General features: G+C 65.7%; 14 protein-coding genes and 1 tRNA gene. 7 read left to right on the top strand and 8 right to left on the bottom strand.

Annotation, left to right across the window (positions count from 1 at the left end):
- Window positions 1-33: 33 nt before the first annotated feature.
- Window positions 34-2,343: a TonB-dependent receptor gene (locus RSE14_RS08165; RefSeq protein ID WP_324072578.1), complete on the bottom strand. Its 2,310-nt coding sequence runs from the start codon at window positions 2,341-2,343 to the stop codon at window positions 34-36.
- A 164-nt stretch (window positions 2,344-2,507) separates the two neighbouring features.
- Between RSE14_RS08165 and RSE14_RS08160 the strand changes: the two genes are divergently transcribed.
- The 5 genes from RSE14_RS08160 to RSE14_RS08140 all read left to right on the top strand — a co-directional run bounded on the left by RSE14_RS08160 (window position 2,508) and on the right by RSE14_RS08140 (window position 9,461).
- Window positions 2,508-4,490 (top strand): alpha-glucosidase, encoded by a 1,983-nt coding sequence (locus tag RSE14_RS08160; RefSeq protein ID WP_324072575.1) that lies wholly within the window; start codon window positions 2,508-2,510, stop codon window positions 4,488-4,490.
- Window positions 4,487-5,497 (top strand): LacI family DNA-binding transcriptional regulator, encoded by a 1,011-nt coding sequence (locus RSE14_RS08155; protein WP_324072574.1) that lies wholly within the window; start codon window positions 4,487-4,489, stop codon window positions 5,495-5,497. The genes RSE14_RS08160 and RSE14_RS08155 overlap by 4 nt, the downstream gene beginning before the upstream one ends.
- Window positions 5,494-6,408: an aldo/keto reductase gene (locus RSE14_RS08150; protein WP_324072572.1), complete on the top strand. Its 915-nt coding sequence runs from the start codon at window positions 5,494-5,496 to the stop codon at window positions 6,406-6,408. Before RSE14_RS08155 ends, RSE14_RS08150 begins: the two co-directional genes overlap by 4 nt.
- Before the next feature lie 147 nt (window positions 6,409-6,555).
- A complete protein-coding gene (locus tag RSE14_RS08145) occupies window positions 6,556-7,647 on the top strand; it encodes an LLM class flavin-dependent oxidoreductase (protein WP_324072570.1) in 1,092 nt (363 codons plus the stop codon).
- A 236-nt stretch (window positions 7,648-7,883) separates the two neighbouring features.
- Window positions 7,884-9,461, top strand: coding sequence for an aromatic ring-hydroxylating oxygenase subunit alpha (locus RSE14_RS08140; RefSeq protein WP_324072568.1), 1,578 nt, complete (start codon window positions 7,884-7,886; stop codon window positions 9,459-9,461).
- A gap of 64 nt (window positions 9,462-9,525) precedes the next feature.
- Here the strand turns inward: RSE14_RS08140 and RSE14_RS08135 are convergent.
- Window positions 9,526-9,612, bottom strand: a tRNA-Leu gene (locus RSE14_RS08135).
- Window positions 9,613-9,841: 229 nt separating this feature from the next.
- Here RSE14_RS08135 and RSE14_RS08130 point away from each other — a divergent pair.
- A complete protein-coding gene (locus RSE14_RS08130; RefSeq protein WP_324072566.1) occupies window positions 9,842-10,798 on the top strand; it encodes a complex I NDUFA9 subunit family protein in 957 nt (318 codons plus the stop codon).
- Window positions 10,799-10,845: 47 nt separating this feature from the next.
- Here RSE14_RS08130 and RSE14_RS08125 read toward each other — a convergent pair whose 3' ends face one another.
- Window positions 10,846-11,718 (bottom strand): dienelactone hydrolase family protein, encoded by an 873-nt coding sequence (locus RSE14_RS08125; RefSeq protein ID WP_324072564.1) that lies wholly within the window; start codon window positions 11,716-11,718, stop codon window positions 10,846-10,848.
- Window positions 11,719-11,832: 114 nt separating this feature from the next.
- Between RSE14_RS08125 and RSE14_RS08120 the strand changes: the two genes are divergently transcribed.
- The gene (locus RSE14_RS08120; protein WP_324072562.1) at window positions 11,833-14,001 is read left to right on the top strand and encodes a PQQ-dependent dehydrogenase, methanol/ethanol family; all 2,169 of its coding nucleotides are present in this window, start codon (window positions 11,833-11,835) and stop codon (window positions 13,999-14,001) included.
- On the opposite strand, the gene RSE14_RS08115 is transcribed toward RSE14_RS08120, so the two are convergent.
- From RSE14_RS08115 to RSE14_RS08095, 5 genes are read right to left on the bottom strand one after another with little or no spacing between them, the layout of a single operon-like run.
- Window positions 13,998-14,399: a VOC family protein gene (locus tag RSE14_RS08115; RefSeq protein ID WP_324072560.1), complete on the bottom strand. Its 402-nt coding sequence runs from the start codon at window positions 14,397-14,399 to the stop codon at window positions 13,998-14,000. The genes RSE14_RS08120 and RSE14_RS08115 overlap by 4 nt on opposite strands.
- 49 nt (window positions 14,400-14,448) lie before the next feature.
- Window positions 14,449-15,315, bottom strand: coding sequence for a formyltetrahydrofolate deformylase (gene purU / locus RSE14_RS08110; RefSeq protein ID WP_324072558.1), 867 nt, complete (start codon window positions 15,313-15,315; stop codon window positions 14,449-14,451).
- 2 nt (window positions 15,316-15,317) lie between these two features.
- Window positions 15,318-16,331: an NAD(P)H-dependent flavin oxidoreductase gene (locus RSE14_RS08105; RefSeq protein ID WP_324072556.1), complete on the bottom strand. Its 1,014-nt coding sequence runs from the start codon at window positions 16,329-16,331 to the stop codon at window positions 15,318-15,320.
- 10 nt (window positions 16,332-16,341) lie between these two features.
- Window positions 16,342-17,526: a formate-dependent phosphoribosylglycinamide formyltransferase gene (gene purT, locus RSE14_RS08100; protein ID WP_324072554.1), complete on the bottom strand. Its 1,185-nt coding sequence runs from the start codon at window positions 17,524-17,526 to the stop codon at window positions 16,342-16,344.
- Between the two features lie 17 nt (window positions 17,527-17,543).
- The gene (locus tag RSE14_RS08095; protein WP_324072552.1) at window positions 17,544-18,470 is read right to left on the bottom strand and encodes a GGDEF domain-containing protein; all 927 of its coding nucleotides are present in this window, start codon (window positions 18,468-18,470) and stop codon (window positions 17,544-17,546) included.
- Window positions 18,471-18,473 lie beyond the last annotated feature (3 nt).

Raw genomic sequence — 18,473 nt, 5'->3', positions numbered from 1 at the left:
CCCCCAGTTTGCTTTAGGATCGAGCGCCGCTCATCACATCCGGGTGCGCAGCGAAATCCCGAAGTAGCGATCCGCATCACGCGGGATCTGCAGGCGCTGCCCGGCCGACACGTTCAGCAGCACATAGCTGTTGTCGGTGAGGTTGCGGGCGTGGAAGGTCACGCGGAACTTGTCGTCCGGATCGGAGAAGCCGACCGAGGCGTTCCAGATGCCGAAGGCGTCAATCGGACCCTGTTCGCCGAGATCGGAGAACTGGCGGCTGGTGTGACGGTAATCGGTGTTGAGGTAGAGCTGCAGCCCGCCCAGATCGGCAGTGTAATCGCCGCCGATGGTGTAGACGAACTTGGGCGCGAGCGGGAGCTGCGTGCCGTTGCGTGCGTCCGGAGCGTTGGTGGCCGGGTTGGGGTTGAACTCCTTGACCTGCGCATCGGCATAGGCCGCGCTGGCGCGCAGGTTCAGCCCGTCGACCGGTGCGATCACGAGATCGGCTTCGAAGCCTTCGCTCTTCACGGTGCCGGCATTGGTCAGGTTCGAGACCACCGCGCCGTTGAGCAGCACGAAGTTGTTGGCCTGGAAGCCTTCATATTCGACCATGAAGGCCGACAGGTTGAACTGCACCCGGCGATCCCAGAACTGCGACTTGAGGCCGACTTCGAAGCTGTCCGACAGCTCCTCGTCGATCGGAATCGCGTTGGTGGGGGCGGTGTGGTTGAAGAACACGTTGAACGCCGGGCCCTTGTAGCCGCGGGTGTACGAGCCGTAGAGCATGATGTCTTCGGTCGGCTCGAACTGCAGCACCGCACGGCCCGAAAGGTTGCCGGTGTCGGTTGCGCCGGCCGAAGTGTTGGTGCCGTTGCCGCCGCTGGCGAGCGTGCCGCCGGCCGGGTTGCCCGAAACGCCCGGACCGGTCGCCGGCAGGCCATTGAAGGCATTGACGCCCGGCGCGCGGGTGTGGGTGAATTCGAGATCATCCCAGGTGTAGCGCAGGCCGCCGGTCAGCGAGAGCTGCTCGGTGAAGCGATAGGTCGCCTGGGTGAACAGCGCGAAGTTGGTCGAGGTGACATCGCTGAACGAGGTCGCGGTCGGGAAGATCGTGTTGACCGTATCGGCGATGTTGCACGGACGCGCGCCGGTGCGCGGATCGACCGGCAGGGTCGAGCTGGCGCAGGTGATGTTGCGGCGGGTGAAGACCTGGCTGTTCTCCGACTGCCACGCGAAGGCGCCGACCTGGTAGAAGAACGACTTGGTCTGGTCCGAGGCCAGGCGGACTTCGGCCGAGATCTGCTCGGTGCGAACCACGCCGTTGTCATGCAGCTCGCCGGTGCCGACGATGGCGCGCGGCAGGAAGTCGCCGTCGCGGAATTCCTCGTTGAACCAGTTGCGATAGCCCAGGATGACGTTGAGGGTGTGGGTGTCGCCGATGTCGAAATCGCCCGAGCCGGTGATGCTCCACTGGCGATCCTTGGCGCGGGTGACGAGGTTGTGGTTGACGAAGCGCTGGTCCTCGCCCTGCGCCGAGCCGCCGGGCAGGCCGAGTTCGTCATCGAGCACCGCGCCGCGGCTGACCGCGGTGACGTCGGCGCAGCAATTGTCATCGGATTCGAAATAGTCGGCGATCAGGCGCAGATCGGCGCCGCCCGCGTCGTAATCGAGGATCCCGCGCGCGCCGTAGCGCTTGTAGCCGTTGACGTCGCGGCGGCCGCCCTGATTGACGTTGGTGATGTTGCCATCGAAGGTGCCCCAGAAGCCGGTCACCCGCGCGGTGAGATTGTCGGTCAGCGGACCGGCAATCGCGGCCTTCATGCGGACTTCCTCACCTTCGAAATAGTCGAGGCTGGCTTCGGCTTCGAGGGTGTCGCTGCCACCTTCGGAGACGATGTTGACGAGACCGGCGCTGGCGTTCTTGCCGAACAGCGTGCCCTGCGGGCCGCGCAGCACTTCGAGCCGCTCGATGTCGACGAGATCAAGGAAAGCCTGGCCCGAACGCGACAGCACCACGCCGTCGACAACGGTGGACACACTGGGCTCGGCCGCGATCGAGAAGGTGATCGTGCCGACGCCGCGCATCACGATCGCGCTGTTGGCGTTGGTTGTGCCCTTGCGGAAGGTCACCGAAGGAACGATGGTGGCGATGTTCTCGAGGTTGAACACCACCGCCTGTTCGAGCCGGTCGCCCGAGACCGCGGAGATCGCGATCGGCACATCCTGCACATTTTCCTCGACCTTCTGGGCCGTGACGATGATTTCCTCGACCTGCGCCATGGCGGGCGCGGCGTGGGCGAAGGCCAGAGTGCTGGCGGACAGGGCCAGCGTCTTGAGCGCAATTCGGGTGGTGGTAGCCATCGGTAATCTCTCCCCTGCGTGCTGATCAACTCTTTCGGGCGACAAACAAGACCATCGCCCGTGCGGTCGATCTTTCGGGGCTCGGGTTGCGCTTTCTGTCGCTATCTGTCAAGCGGTGTCACATAAGGCCAAGGGACAGGCCGGGAGAGGATTACGGGGCTGGCATGGTGCAGCTTGAGGCGATGGGGGAGGGTGTGATGCTGCGGCTCGCAGGCCGCACGATCCTCAATCACACCCGTGAAAATCAAGCAATTTCCGTTGCTTCCGGCAATCCGCAGGTCACCATGGTGCGCGGCAATTTCCGCCTGCACGACACAAGTGTGGCAGCAGTGCCACTCACCCTGTGCAATCGCGAATCCGCTGGCGGCGTGGTGCTGGCGAGCGGCGACGGGGCGGCGAAAGCGGCTGTCCGGCTGGAAGGCGCGCGGCTCACCGTCACCGCGCTTTCCGGGCATGACCGGGTGACGATCGACCTTGCCCTTGCGCCGGGCGACATCCTGTGGGGCGGGGGCGAGCAGATGAGCTACCTCGCGCTCAACGGTCGCAAGTTTCCGCTGTGGACCAGCGAGCCGGGGGTGGGGCGCGAACCCGGCACCCCGCTGACCGATCAGGCCAGCGCCGACGGGAGCTTCGCGGGCGGGGACTACTGGACCACCAACTACCCCGAACCCACCGTGCTGTGCTCGGGCGGCTGGGCCATCAGCCTTGCCAATGCCGAATATGCGGAAGCTGACGCCTCGGAAGTCGGGCGGCTGCGCATTCACGTCTGGTCGGGCGAAGTCGTCATCGACCTGTTCGAAGGCGCCCCCGCAGACCTCACCCGCCAACTGGGCGAACGCTTCGGCCCGCGCCATGCGCTCCCCGACTGGGCGCTGGGCGGGGCGATTGTCGGGCTCAAGCAGGGCGAGACGAGCTTCGAGCGGCTCGAAGCCCTGATCGACGCGGGTGCGGCGGTGAGCGGCCTGTGGTGCGAGGACTGGGTCGGCATCCGCGAGACCAGCTTCGGCCGCCGCCTGTTCTGGGACTGGCAGTGGAACCCTGCGCGCTACCCCGATCTGCCCGCACGCATCGCGGCACTCAAGGCCCGCGGCATCCGCTTCCTCGGCTATGTGAACCCCTATCTCGCGGTCGACGGCCCGCTTTACCCCGAGGCCGCGGCGCAAGGCTTCTTCGCCCGCCGCCTCGATAGCGACGCGCCCTACCTCGTCGATTTCGGCGAGTTCGACGCGGGCGTGGTCGATTTCACCAACCCGGCCGCCGCCGCATGGTTTGCCGAAGAGGTGATCGGCAAGCGGATGCTCGATTTTGGCCTTGATGGCTGGATGGCGGATTTCGGCGAATATCTCCCCACCGACCTGCGCCTCTTCGATGGCGACCCGATGTGCGAGCACAACCGGTGGCCGGTGCGCTGGGCCGAGGTCAACGCCCGCGCGGTCGCTTCACGCGGGCGAACCGGCGATGTGCTGTGGTTCATGCGCGCAGGCCACAAGGGCGTGCAGGCCCATTGCCCCTTGCTGTGGGCGGGCGACCAGTCGGTCGATTTCTCCCGCCATGACGGTATCGGCACGGTGATCACCGCCGCGCTCTCCTCCGGCCTGGTTGGCAATGCCTTCAGCCATTCCGATGTCGGCGGCTACACCAGCCTGTTCGGCAATGTCCGGACGGAGGAGCTGATCCTGCGCTGGTATGAACTCGGCGCCTTCAGCCCGGTGATGCGCACGCACGAGGGCAACCGCCCGGACGACAACCTCCAGATCGACAGCACGCCTGCACTGATCGCAGGCTTTGCGCGCTGGAGCCGGGTCCACGCCGCGCTCGCCCCCTATGTGCAGCACCTTGTGGCCGAAGCGCAGGCAACCGGCCTGCCCGCCCAGCGCGCGCTGTTCCTCCACTTCCCGCAAGACCCGCAGACCTTCACCATTCAGGACCAGTTCCTCTATGGTGCAGACCTGATGGTGGCACCCGTGATCGAAGCAGGAGCGGCACAGCGCCGCGTCTATCTGCCGCAAGGCGCATGGCGGCATCTGTGGAGCGGCGCGGATTACGCTCCCGGCTGGTATGATGTGCCCGCCCCGATCGGCGCGCCGCCGGTGTTCTACCGCACCGAAAGCGCCTTTGCGCCGCTGTTCGAGGAGCTCGTCCCATGAGCCGCGCGAACATCCGTGATGTCGCGGCCCGCGCGGGGGTCGCCGTCAAGACGGTGAGCCGCGTCCTCAACGCCCACCCCTATGTAAGTGCCGAACTGCGCGCGCGGGTGGAGCAGGCGATGGCCGATCTCGACTACCGGCCTTCGGTCGCCGCCCGCATCCTCTCGGGCGCGAAGTCGAACCAGATCGCGCTGATCTACGACAATCACAGCCCCTATTACATGTTCCAGATACAGAAGGGCTGCTGGGAGGTGTGCCAGCAAAACGGCATCCGCCTGCTGGCCCAGCCGGTCGACGTGGCCGATCCGCGTGTCGGCGATCAGGTGCGCGGGCTGGTGAGCGAGACCCATGTCGACGGCATCATCCTGTCCTCGCCGGTCACCGATTGCGATCCCGTGCTGCGCGCGCTGGAGGCAATGGACGTGCCCTTCATCCGCATCTCGCCCGGCACCAACCATTCGCTGACCTCATCGGTGTTCATGGACGACGCCCAGGCCGCCGACGACATGACCACCCATCTCATCAACGCAGGCCACCGCCGGATCGGCTTCATCAAGGGCCATTCCAACCACATGGCCTCTGATGATCGCCTGTTCGGCTATCGCCGCGCGCTCGACCGGGTGGGGATTCCGTTCGAGCCGCAATTGGTGGTGGACGGCGAATTCGACTTTGATTCCGGCGTCAGCGGCGGGCGCACCCTGCTCGATCAGCCGAACCGCCCGACCGCGATCTTCGCCTCGAACGACGACATGGCCGCCGGCGTGCTCGCCGTGGCGCATGATCGGGGCATCAATGTTCCGGCCGAGCTTTCGGTCGCCGGGTTCGACGACACCACGCTGGCGCGCACGGTCTGGCCGCCGCTGACGACGATCAGCCAGCCGATGGCCGATCTCGCCCGCACGGCGACGCAAATCCTGATCGCAGGCGGGGATATCACCCACAAACGCCTGCCCCACGAACTTGTCGAGCGCGCCTCGGTCGCTCCGCCAATGAGGAACCTGAAATGAGTGAACTGCCCTTGCCCCCCGCCAGTCGCCAGCTCGGCACCAGCGCGATTGCCGTCTCGCCGATCGCCTGGGGCATGTGGCGCCTGGCCGAGGATGGGCGCACCGTGGCGCAAGCGGCGAAGCTGGTGCACGCGGCGCTCGATGCCGGGATCACCTTCCTCGACACCGCCGATATCTACGGCTTTGACGGAAGCGGCGGCTTTGGCGATGCCGAGGCGCTGCTGGGCGAGGTGCTGGCTGCCGAAACCGGTCTGCGAGAGCGGATGGTGCTGGCGACCAAGGGCGGCATCCTGCCCCCGCTGCCCTATGATCAGAGTGCGGATTACCTCAAGAAGGCGATCGAGGCGTCGCTGCGCCGCCTGAAGGTGGACAGCGTTGACCTGTGGCAGATCCACCGCCCCGATATCCTCGCCCACCCGCAGGAAGTCGCCCGCGTGCTCGATGATGCGGTGGCCAGCGGCAAGATCCGCACGCTGGGCGTGTCGAACTTCACCACGGCGCAGACGGCGGCGCTCAATCACTTCCTCGGCAACAAGCTGGTTTCGACCCAGCCCGAGATCAGCCCGCTCAGGATCACCTGTTTCGAGAATGGCGAGCTTGATCAGGCGATGATGCTCGGCCTCACCCCGCTGGCGTGGTCGCCGCTGGGTGGCGGGCGTCTGGCCGCGCCCGAGACTGCGTGCGACAAGGCGGTCGCCGCCGCGCTCGATAGCGTGGCCGAGGCGCAGGGCGTGTCGCGCACCGTCGCGGCTTACAGCTGGCTGATGGCGCACCCCGCCGGGATCATCCCGATCATCGGCTCGCAGAACGCCGCCCGCATCGCGGAAGGTGCGGCGGCGCTGACAGTGCGGTGGACAAGAACGGATTGGTACGCGGTGCTCGTCGCCGCGCGGGGCGTGCCTTTGCCCTAGCACCACCCCGTTCACCCTGAGCTTGTCGAAGGGCCGCACTTTTCTTCGGGTTCAGCGCGAACCTTCAAGAAAGACAGTGCTTCGACAAGCTCAGCACGAACGGGAAGAGGATCGAAACAGAACAGAAATTGGGATGGGAATGAAACCATGACTGACCAGCAACAATGCGAAATCGCGTGGTTCTCCGCGCTGTGTGACGACGATTACGAGTTCCTCGGCGTCCCCGATCCCTATCTGCAATCGAGCTGGGAGCATTGCCGCAACCTCGTGCTGCGCGCCGAGGAAGGCGGGTTCGACAATATCCTGCTGCCTTCGGGCTATCAGCTGGGCGTTGATACCACGATCTTTGCCGCCGCCGTGGCGACGCAGGTCAAGCGCATCAAGCTGCTCTGGGCGACCCGCATGGGCGAGGACTGGCCGCCGCAGCTGGCGCGCCGCATCGCCACGCTTGATCGCATCCTCGGCCCCAATGCGGCTGGCACCGGCGGGCGCCTCAACGTCAACATCATTTCGTCCGACATGCCGGGCGAGAAGATCGAGAGCGCACCCCGCTACCGCCGCGGCACCGAGATCATGAAGATCGTGCGCACGCTCCTCAACGGCGAGCATCTCGATTTCGACGGCGAGTTCTACCAGATGAAGCTCGATCCGCCGCGCATCACCACGCTTTCGGGCAAGTGTCCGCCGTTCTACTTCGGCGGCCTCAGCCACGAGGCGCGCGAATGTGCGGCCGAGGCGGCGGATGTCTACCTGATGTGGCCCGACACGATGGACAAGGTGCGCGAGAACATCGCCGACCTCAAGTCGCGGGCCGCCAATTACGGGCGCACGCTGAAGTTCGGCTACCGCGTCCACGTGATCGTGCGCGAAACCGAGGACGAGGCGCGCCACTATGCCGATCGCCTGCTCTCGAAGCTGGATGACGAGGCCGGCCGCGCGATCCGCGAAAAGAGCCTCGATGCCAAGAACTACGGGGTGCAGCGCCAGCAGGAACTGCGCGGCGCGGCGGACGGTGACGGCTTTGTCGAGGAGAACCTGTGGACCGGCATCGGCCGCGCGCGCTCGGGCTGCGGGGCGGCAATCGTCGGCACGCCCGATCAGGTGCTGGCCAAGCTGCGCGCCTATCAGGCCGAAGGGATCGAGGCTTTCATCCTGTCGGGCTATCCGCACATGCAGGAAGCCGATCTTTTTGCGCGCCACGTGCTGCCGCACATCCAGCACGGGCCGCTCGAAATCTAGCGTAATTGCGGGCAGGCGGGGCGAATCCGGCGATTCCAGCCCCGTTTTGGGTGCCGGTTAGGTGCCAGTTGAGGCCCTGATGGTAGGCAGATGGCGGATGTTTCACGTGAAACATTCGCCTCTGTGCGCCCCTTTGCCGGGCTCTCAGTTTGGAGAGGCCCGGGATTTGATCCAGGTCAACGCCCGCCTGCACCTGTCTCGTTCACAAGGTTCCCGCGCGGTGCGGGATCGCCAGAATGCTCTCCTGCGCCCTCGACACGGCAGGGAGAGAGATGATGGTCGAAACGCTGACAGGCACCAACCGCTCCAAGGGCATCACCTACGACGAATTGCTCGACATGGACACGCACCGCGTGCCCGAGCGTCTGCGCGAGGACAGCCCCATGCCCCCGGGGCCGACGATCGTCGATCCGAGCATCTATTATTCGCGCGATTTCTTTGATCTGGAGGTCGAGCGGCTGTGGAAGAAGGTGTGGCAGATGGCCTGCCACGAGGACGACATTCCCAATGTCGGCGATAGCCATGTCTATGACATTGCACACCTTTCCTTCATCATCGTGCGCACCGCGCCGGACGAGATCAAGGCCTTCCCCAATGCCTGCCTCCACCGCGGCCGCGCTCTCCTCACAGAGGACGCCAAGGGCTTGCGCGAATTCCGCTGCCCGTTCCACGGCTGGGGCTGGAAGATCGACGGCACCCTGAAGGAGGTTCCGTGCCACTGGGATTTCCCGAGCGTGAGCGAACGCACCCATTCTCTCCCGCCGGTCAAGGTCGGGCGCTGGGGCGGGTTTGTCTTCATCAACCCGGACGACAATGCGGAAGCCTTCGCGGACTTCCTCGGCGATATCGACCGCCATTTCGAGCCGATTCCCTTCGAGCGGCGCTACAAGGCGGTCCATGTCGCCAAGAAGCTGCGGTGCAACTGGAAGGTCGCGCAGGAGGCCTTCATGGAAGCCTATCACGTCGTCGCCACCCACCCGACGCTGCTTGATGTGATGGGCGATGCGAACTCGAAATATGACGTGTTCGGCAATCTCAGCCGAGCGATCTCGCCGAACGGGATGCTGAGCCCGCACGTCAATCCGGCGCTGGTGGCAGAGCCGCTCGAAGGCGCCAAGACCTTCGCCAGAGTGCGCCATGCGCTATCGGGCAATATCTACGAAAGGCTGGCCGAGGACCGGGTGAAGGTGACCGCACGCGACGGGCGCACGGGCATCTTCGACCATCAGGCCCGCCATATCGAAGGCGCGCTTGATCACGCCGATATCCAGCTGTGCGACTGGGTTGGCGGGATGCTGCCGGCCGGGTGGGAAACCCTGCCCGATCACACCTCCAGCGGCCCGATCCCCGAGCGGCGCAATGCGATGGCGCACGAAGCCCGCGAGAAATGGCGCGCCAGCCTTGGCGACGAGGTGGATGCGATCTCCGACGCGGAATTCGTCGATACGATCTATTACAACCTCTTCCCCAACATCAGCCCTTGGGGTTGCTTCAACCCGATCTTCTACCGGTTCCGCCCTTACGGCGACAATCCGGAGGAATGCATCCACGAGATCATGTTCATGCTCCCGGTGGCCCAGGGCAAGCCGCGTCCGGCGCCCGCCAAGGTGCACTGGCTCGAATTCGACGATGACTACTGCGACGCTCCCGAGCTCGGCATGCTGGCCAAGGTCTTCAACCAGGACGTGGTGAACCTGCCGCATGTGCAAAAGGGAATGCGGTCGATCAAATCGAAGGAGATCGTCTTCGCCAACTACGGCGAGACCAAGATCCGGCACTTCCACAAGCTGCTGACCGAGCATCTCGGACGATAGGCCGAACAAGCCGCAGAACCGGCTGGCCAAAAGCTGGCCGGTTCGCGGACGGGTTTGAATGAAATGGTGCCCAGAAGAGGACTCGAACCTCCACGCCCTTGCGAGCGCCGCCACCTGAAGACGGTGCGTCTACCAATTCCGCCATCTGGGCACGGAGCCTGCCGGTCATCGCTGCCGGGAGGCTGGGTAGGCGCGGGCCTTTAGCGAGGGGCGGGGGGCGCTGTCAACGCAAACCTCGCGGGATATTTTTGCAGGTACCCTCACGGGCCGTTCGGCGCGGTAATCTGTCGGCTCAAACCATCGCAGACCTTGCCCGCGCGCGCACATTGACGCATGGCGCAGCGCAGAACACCGGACAGCCAGCAAGAGCAACCGAATCCATGCCTACCTCCTCCCCGCTTTCCGGCCAGCTTGTCACGATCTTCGGTGGCAGCGGCTATTTCGGCAATTATGTCGCCCAGAGCCTGCTCGCGCGCGGCGCGCGGGTGCGTCTCGCCAGTCGCAAGCCCGAGAAGGGCTTTGCCCTGAAGCCGCTCGCCAATCTGGGTCAGCTGCAATGCATCCCCTGCGACATCACCCGCGAAAACCATGTCGAGGCCGCGCTCGAAGGGGCGAGCCATGTGGTCAACCTCGTGGGCGTGTTCGGCGGCGACCTCGATGCGGTGATGGGTGAGGCGCCGGGCACCATTGCCCGTGTCGCAGCGGCCAAGGGCGTGCGCGCGCTGGTCCATGTCAGCGCGATCGGTGCCGATGCCGGGTCGAGCGCGGGCTATGCCCGGGCCAAGGCGGCGGGCGAGGCGCGAGTGCTGGCGGGCTTTCCCACGGCGACGATCCTGCGCCCCTCGATCGTGTTCGGCAAGGATGACAACTTCCTCAACCTGTTCGGCGGGATGATCGAGATGCTGCCCGTGCTGCCGGTGTTCGGCCCGCAGGTGAAGCTGCAACTGGTCTGTGTCGACGATGTTGCCGAAGCCGTGACTGTGGCGCTCGAGCATCCCGAAAGCCACGGCGGCAAGACCTACGAACTCGGCGGGCCTGAGCAGCTGTCGATGATGGAAATCCACGAGCGGATCGCCGCGGCGCAGGGTCGCAAGCGGACTTTCATCGCCATGCCGGATGGCCTCTCGGCCACCTTCGCCGCACTGCCGCTCACCCCGATGAGCCGCGATCAATGGACGCTGCTCAAGGCGGGCAATGTCGTGGCCGATGGTGCGCTGGGGCTGGCCGAGCTCGGCATCACCGCCAAGCCGCTTGGCCTGTTCCTCGACAAGTGGATGCTGCGCTATCGCAAGCACGGCCGCTTTGGTGCTGCGAACGAGCGCGCCAAGGCCCGCTAGAAGGAGCTGGCGGGGCGGGGCGCGTATTCGCCCCCGCCCCATCGTCGTCAGAGCGCGGCCTTGTAGAGCGCGAGCAGATCTGCCTCGCCCTGCCCTGCGGCTGCGGCGTTATAGGCTGGGCTGTCGGACACCATCCAGCCGTGATCTCCGGTATAGACCGTGACCTTGGCATCGACGCTGGCCGCCTTGGCCGCATCGGCAAAGGTCACCTTGTCGGTCGGAGCCTTGGCATCATCGTCCTTGGCCACGGCGATGAGCAAGTGGGCGTCAACCTTGTCCAGCAGCGCGTGCGGGCTCATCGGGTTGCCAGTGCGAACCAGCCCGCCGCCATGGAAGCTCGCGGCAGCCTTGACGCGGGCGGGCACCGCAGCCGCGCTCCAAACTGTGAAGGGTCCGCCCATGCAATAGCCCTGGGTGCCGATGCCGCGCTTGGTATCGATCCCTTTCTGCTGATCGAGCCAGTCGACGATCGCGGTGGCATCGCGCATGATCGTCTCGGCATTGAGCTTCCCGCGCCACGGGCCGACCTTCTGGAAGCCGCCGCCCGCGATGAAGGCTGCGAAATCGGCGAACTGCTCGCCCGCGACGTCGCGGTAATAGGGGTTCACGACCAGCACGGAATAGCCTGCGCTGGCCAGCTTGCGGGCAATCATGCGCTTGGATTCGCGGATCGAGGCGATGTCCGGCCACAGGATCACCGCCGGGTGCTTGCCCTTGGCGGGTTGCACCAGAAACCCGTCCATCGTCCCGTCCGGGGTGGCAAAGCTCACGCCCTTCTCGGTGAGGGCAAGTCCTTCTGCGAGAGCTGGGCTGCCAGCCGGGATCCCTGCTGCCAACGCCGCCGTGCCTGTCAGGGCGCCGAACTGGCGGCGGCTGATGGTCTGCGTCGCCCATTCAGCGAGCTTGCTCTCGTCACACATCTTGATCTCCTGTCGGCCCTGCCCGTCTGCGCCAGATAGGCATGGCAGGCGGGCATGGACAAGCGGTGATTGAAGCGGCAACATGCCGCCAAAGAAAACGGGAGAGCGGGATCAATGAACCTTGTGCGGTGGGCCGGCAGCGCGGCCCTTTTGCTGTCGGCAGGCATGCTGGCCAATTGCAGCCAGATCTTCGGGGGCGCAGAGGGTGAGGGCATCACCACCGCCATGCTGGTGGGTGCGGACAGCGACAGCGCCAACTGGATCAGCCACGGGCGCACCTATTCCGAGCAGCGCTATTCCCCGCTCGACGGCGTGAACCGCGAGAACGTGGGCGATCTCGGGCTCACCTGGTTTGCCGATATGGACACCGCGCGCGGGCAGGAAGCGACCCCGCTGGTGATCGACGGCAAGCTCTACCTCACCACCGCATGGAGCAAGGTGAAGGCATTCGACGCGGCGACCGGCAAGGCGCTGTGGGAATATGATCCCAAGGTGCCGGGCGAAACCGGGGTCAAGGCCTGCTGTGATGTCGTCAACCGCGGGCTGGCCGCATGGGGCGACAAGCTGTTCTTCGGCACACTGGACGGGCGGCTGGTCGCGCTTGATCGCGACACCGGCGCGGTGGCGTGGGAAAAGGTCACGGTCGACCAGTCCAAGAGCTACACCATCACCGGCGCGCCGCGCGTGATCGATGGCAAAGTCATCATCGGCAATGGCGGGGCGGAATTCGGCGTGCGCGGCTTTGTTGCGGCCTATGATGCCGAAGACGGCGAGCAGTTGTGGAAGTTCTACACGGTGCCGGAAGGCGGGCAGGGCGAGGATGCGCCTGCCTATCTCCAGAAGGCTGCCGAAACCTGGAACATGGACGTGCTCGGCGCCAATGACGCGATCGGCGGCGGCGGCACGGTGTGGGATTCGATGGCCTATGATCCCGAGCTCGACCTGCTCTACATCGGCGTCGGCAACGGATCTCCGTGGAACCGCGCCTATCGCTCGCCAGGCAAGGACGGAACGGGCGAAGGTGACAACCTCTACCTATCCAGCATCGTCGCGATCCGGCCCAAGACCGGCGAATATGTCTGGCACTACCAGACCACGCCGGGCGAGACCTGGGATTACACCGCCACCCAGCACATCATGCTGGCGGACATGGAAATCGACGGCAAGGTTCGCAAGGTGCTGATGCAGGCGCCCAAGAACGGCTTCTTCTACGTGATCGACCGTGAGACGGGGAAGTTCATCTCCGCCAAGCCCTATGTCACGGTGAACTGGGCCACCGGCATCGATCCCAAGACCGGCCGTCCGATCGAGAACCCGGCGACGCGGGTTGACAAGACCGGCCAGCCCGCGCTCGTCACCCCCGGCGCGCTGGGCGGGCACAACTGGCACCCGATGGCCTTCAGCCCGCAGGAGAAGCTGGTCTACATCCCCGCTTTCGAGGCCGGGATGATGTATGCGCCCGAAACGAACTGGAAGCCCGACCGGGCACGCGGTTTCAATGTCGGCTTCTCGCTGGCCGGCGATCTGCCGCCCGACGGCGGTTTCCGCAAGCAGGTGGCGGGCGCGCTCAAGGGCAGGCTGGTGGCGTGGGACCCGGTGGCGCAGAAGGCGCGCTGGACGGTGGAGCACCCCGGGCCGTGGAACGGCGGCTTGCTGGCCACTGGCGGGGGCCTCGTGTTCCAGGGCACCACGGGCAGCGAGTTCAACGCCTATGACGCGGGCACCGGCAAGAAGCTGTGGAGCTTTGCCGCCCAAACCGGCGTGGTCGCTCCGCCGATCACCTACACCGTGAACGGCGAGCAATATGTCGCGGTGCTGGCCGGCTGGGGCGGGGCCTACGCGCTGACAGTCGACGGCGATCTCATCGACCGCAAGGCGCCGGTGCGCAACATCAGCCGGCTGCTGGTGTTCAAGCTCGGCGGCAAAGCCCAGCTGCCCGCCGTGCCGCCGCTGGCTGACCTGCCGCTCGACCCTCCGCCGAGCAAGGCCGGGCCGGAGACAATCGCCCTGGGGCAGGCCAAGTACGGCCGCTACTGCGCGGTCTGCCATGGCCCGGGTGCGGTCGGATCCACCGTCCTCCCCGATCTGCGCCGCGCCGGCGCGCTCGAAAGCGCGCAGGCCTGGGGTGCCGTGGTGCATGACGGCATCCTCAAGGACAATGGCATGGCAAGCTTCGCCGGCTCCTTGTCGAAGGAGGAGATCGAGGCGATCCGTGCCTATGTCATCCACCGCGCCAACGCAGACAAGGCACTGGAGGCGGGCAAGAAAATCGCCCGCCGCTAACTGGCGAAGAAGTTCAGTTCCAGCAGCACGTTGTTGGGGTCGGCGGTGAAGATCTGCCTCAGGCCGATGGAGCTGAGGTCGTTGACCCGGTAATCGGCGCCACGCGCGTCGAGCCGGGCCTTGACCTCCTCGAACGCGTCGCAGCGCAGTGCGACGTGGTGGATCGCCCCGGTTTCGCTGCCGGGCGCCACCGCGCGGTCAAAGGCGCGCGGGCAATCGACCGAGTTGAGGTGGAGGATGGCGTTGCCGGCGCCGTCATACATCCAGCGCACCTGATGCGGGGGCAGCGGCGGCGGTCCGTCACGCTCTTCGAGATCGAGCAATTCGGCATAGAACCGCGCGGTCTCGGCGAGCCGGTCGGTGATGATGTTCACATGGTCGAGGCGCTGGACGATCATGGGTGCATGAATGCGCCCTGCGCCCTTGGCTGACCACTGCGAAAAGCGATCAGCCCCTGAATACCACCGTCCGGCCGGCATTCATCAGCACGCGGTCGTCTGCAAACAGGCGCACCGCTTCGGCAAGCACGCGGCGCTCGATGTCGCGGCCCTTGCGGACGAGGTCTTCCGGGCTGTCGGCATGAGTGATGCGCTCGACGTCCTGATGGATGATCGGGCCTTCATCGAGATCGGCGGTGACGAAATGCGCCGTCGCGCCGATGATCTTCACGCCGCGCTCGTGCGCCTGATGGTAAGGCCGCGCGCCCTTGAAGCCGGGCAGGAAGCTGTGGTGGATGTTGATGCAGCGCCCCGCGAAATGCGCTGACTGCTCGTCCGAGAAGACCTGCATATAGCGGGCGAGCACGATCAGCTCGGCGCCGGTTTCTTCGGCCAGCGCCCGGAATTGTGCCTCGGCGGCGGGCTTGGTGTCGGGGGTGACGGGGATATGATGGAAGGGGATGTCTCCGATATCCACCCGGATCGCGGCCTCGCGGGGGTGGTTGGAGACGATCGCCACCGGATCGATCGGCAGCTCGCCGGTGCGCCAGCGGTAGATCAGATCGACAAGACAGTGATCGAACTTGCTGACAAGGATGATGGTGCGGCGCGGGCGATCTTCGGCCGCCATCTTCCACTCCATCGCGAATTCGCTCGCCAGCCCTGTGAAATCGCTGTGCAGTCCCTCGGCGGTGGAGCCATCGGGATCGAACACCACGCGCATGAAGAAGCGGTCGGAGCCGCCGGCTTCCGCCCGATCATTGAACTGCTGCGCGTCCAGGATATTGCACCCGCGCTCGAACAGGAAGCCCGTGACCCGCGCGGTGATGCCGGGCCGGTCGGGGCAGGCGAGGGTGAGGACGAGGGACTCGGCCATTGCTATCGGGCGAGCGCCGCCTCGCACTGGCTCATCAGTTCGGCGATGATGTCGGCGGCGGGTTCTTCCTTCGACACCATGCCGACCGATTGCCCGGCCATCACGCTGCCATTCTCGACATCGCCCTCGATCACCGCGCGGCGCAGGGCACCGGCCCAGAAGTGCTCGATCTGGAGCTGGGCTTCAGCCATGTCGACCTCGCCCGCATCGAGCAATGCGGCGACTTCGCGCTGCTTGGCGGTGAATTCCTCGGTGCCCTTGTTCTTGAGTGCGCGCACGGGGATGACGGGCAAGCGCGGGTCAACCTGCACACTGGCGATTGCCTCGCGGGCGCTGGCGCGGAAGAAGGCCTTCTTGAAATCGGGGTGGGCGATGCTCTCGGTGGCGCAGGCGAAGCGGGTGCCGAGCTGCACGCCGGCTGCGCCCATTTCGAGATAGCTCGCGATCGCCTCGCCCCGGCCGATGCCGCCAGCGACGAAGATCAGGTGATCGGCGCTGAGTTCGGGCAGGATTTCCTGCGCCAGCACCGAAGTCGAGACCGGACCGATATGGCCGCCCGCTTCCATGCCCTCGATCACCAGCGCATCAGCGCCCGAGCGCAGCAGCTTCTTGGCGAGCGCGAGGGTGGGCGCGAAGCAGATCACCTTGATGCCAGAGTTGTCCGCCTTGATGGCTTCCACGCTGCCCTTGGGAGGGATGCCGCCTGCCAGCACCACGTGGGTCACGCCATGCTTGCGGCACACCGCGATCAGATCGAACAGCGCGGGGTGCATGGTGATGAGGTTGACGCCGAAGGGCTTGACGGTGAGCGCCTTGGTCGCGGCGATCTCGGTGTCGAGCAATTCGGGGGTCATCGCCCCGCAGGCGATCACGCCGAAGCCGCCCGCGTTGCTGATCGCGGCCACGAGGTTGCGCTCGGACACCCAGCTCATCGCGCCGCACAGGATTGCGGTCTCGCAGCCGAGGAAGTCGGTGCCGCGCTTCATGAGGGCGGCGGTCTTGGGATAGGTGCTCATGGCGCGCGCCCTAGTCGGCTTCGGGCGAATAGACAATGCGCACGGCGGCGGCGGCCTGTTTCGCGAGATCGACTGCGGCTGGCGCGTCAGCTGCGCGGGCGAGGGCCACGCCCATGCGGCGATAAGGTCGGGTCACGGGCTTGCCGAAGATCCGCACATCGGTCTCGCCGAGCGCCAAGGCATCGCCGAGGCCTTCGAAAGCAAAGCTGTCACTGTCTCGGTCGGCGAGGATAACAGCCGATGCGGCAGGCTGGACGGCGATGGTATCAGGCACCGGCAGGCCCAGGATCGCGCGGGCGTGAAGATCGAATTCGGTGAGCTTCTGGCTGACGAGCGTCACCATTCCGGTGTCGTGCGGGCGAGGTGAAAGCTCGGAGAAGATGACTTCGTCGCCGCGCACAAAAAACTCGACACCGTAGAGCCCCCAGCCGCGCCCACCGCCTTGCAGCGCCATCACGACCTTGGCGGCCATGTCCTGTGCCCGCGCCAGCGCGCCTGCAGACATGGCGGTGGGCTGCCAGCTTTCGCGATAGTCGCCGCGCTCCTGCCGGTGGCCGATCGGCGGGCAGAAGCTGATGCCGCCAGCATGGCGGACGGTCAGCAGGGTGATTTCGTAGTCGAAGGCGATGAACTGCTCGGCGATCACCCGCGCCCGGTCACCGCGCATATTGGCGACAGCATAGTCCCAAGCGGCCTCCAGCGCGTCCGGTCCGTCGACCTTGCTCTGGCCCTTGCCCGAGGAGGACATGACCGGCTTCATCACCAGCGGATAGCCGATGCGCTCTGCCACCGCCTGCGCCTCGGCAAAGCTTTCCGCATAGCCATATTGCGAGGTGGTGAGTCCCAGCTCGCCCGCCGCCAGATCGCGGATCGCATCGCGGTTCATGGTCAGCTGCGCTGCACGGGCGGAAGGAACGATGGTGAAGCCTTCCGCTTCCAGATCGGCGAGCATTTCGGTGCGGATCGCTTCGATCTCCGGGACGATAAGGTCGGGCTTATGCTTCTTTGCCGCCGCCCGCAGCGCTGCGCCATCGAGCATCGAGAACACTTCGCGCGCGTCTGCCACCTGCATCGCGGGGGCCTCGTCATAGGAATCGCAGGCAATCACTCTCGCGCCAAGGCGCTTGGCGGCAATGACGAATTCGCGGCCCAGTTCGCCCGAACCGAGCAGCAGGATGGTGGCAATGTGGCTCATGACCGCGGTTTAGCTGCCTAGCGCGCCAAGTCTAGCGGCGCTTCACGCAACCCCGCGATGCCCGGCCAGGCCGATCTGCTTTCCGCCTCCCGCAAGGTCCAGTCGACTGTGCATTCGACCCGCGCGATTCCGGCGCTGGCTGTCAGCTGCGGAGCCTTTGCTGAAGCAGGAGATGCAAGGGCGGAGAAGGTCTGCACCACATCCTCGGCCCATTCGCGCGCGCTGCGCAGGTTCAACGACGGCAGCAGCACACCGAACCGCTCGCCATCGAGCTGGGCCAGTTCGTGATCCGGCAGGGCCATGGTCTCGAGGAACTTGGCAAAGCCCCACAGCACCTCGTCCGCGGTGCGCTGACCGTACTGCAACAGCAGCGCGCGCATGCCATCGACAGCAAAGACCGCAATCATCTGTCCTCCACCGCTCGCCAGATGGCGGCGCAAGCTGGCGCAGAAGGCCTGGCGATTGGCGAGGCCGGTGAGCGGATCGGTGACAGCGCGGTTGTAGAGCTCGCCCTCCAGCAGCCGCAGCCGCTGCACCGAGCGCATCAGGCACAGCGCTCCGTCAGGCGTATCGGACGGATCGGACGTGTCATGCATCGGGCGCAGGCTGATCGCGAACCAGCGGCGCGGTTGCGGAAGCCCACCGGATGGCTCGATACTTTCGGCCGGCATTGCGGCGGGAAACTCGATCCAGCCCGAGCGCGCCTCGCCCGCAAGAACCGCGCCGACATGATCGCCCAGTATCGCTGCATGATCGGCATCGGCCAGATCGGTGATGTGGGGTGGCAGCAGGGTGGTATCGAAATCATACCCCAGATCGGCAACATTTCCTGATGCGTGAATGATGAAGCCGCGCCGGTCGAGCCTGATGACGATATCACCGGAGGCTTCTTCGATCAGGCCGTGCAAAACGCGGCCTTCCACTTCACTCAGACCAATTTTCATGCC

The organism is Erythrobacter sp., assembly GCF_035194505.1.
Taxonomy (GTDB): Bacteria; Pseudomonadota; Alphaproteobacteria; order Sphingomonadales; family Sphingomonadaceae; genus Erythrobacter.
The sequence above is the reverse complement of the archived record's forward strand: the minus strand, read 5'-3'. Positions and strand labels throughout refer to the sequence as shown.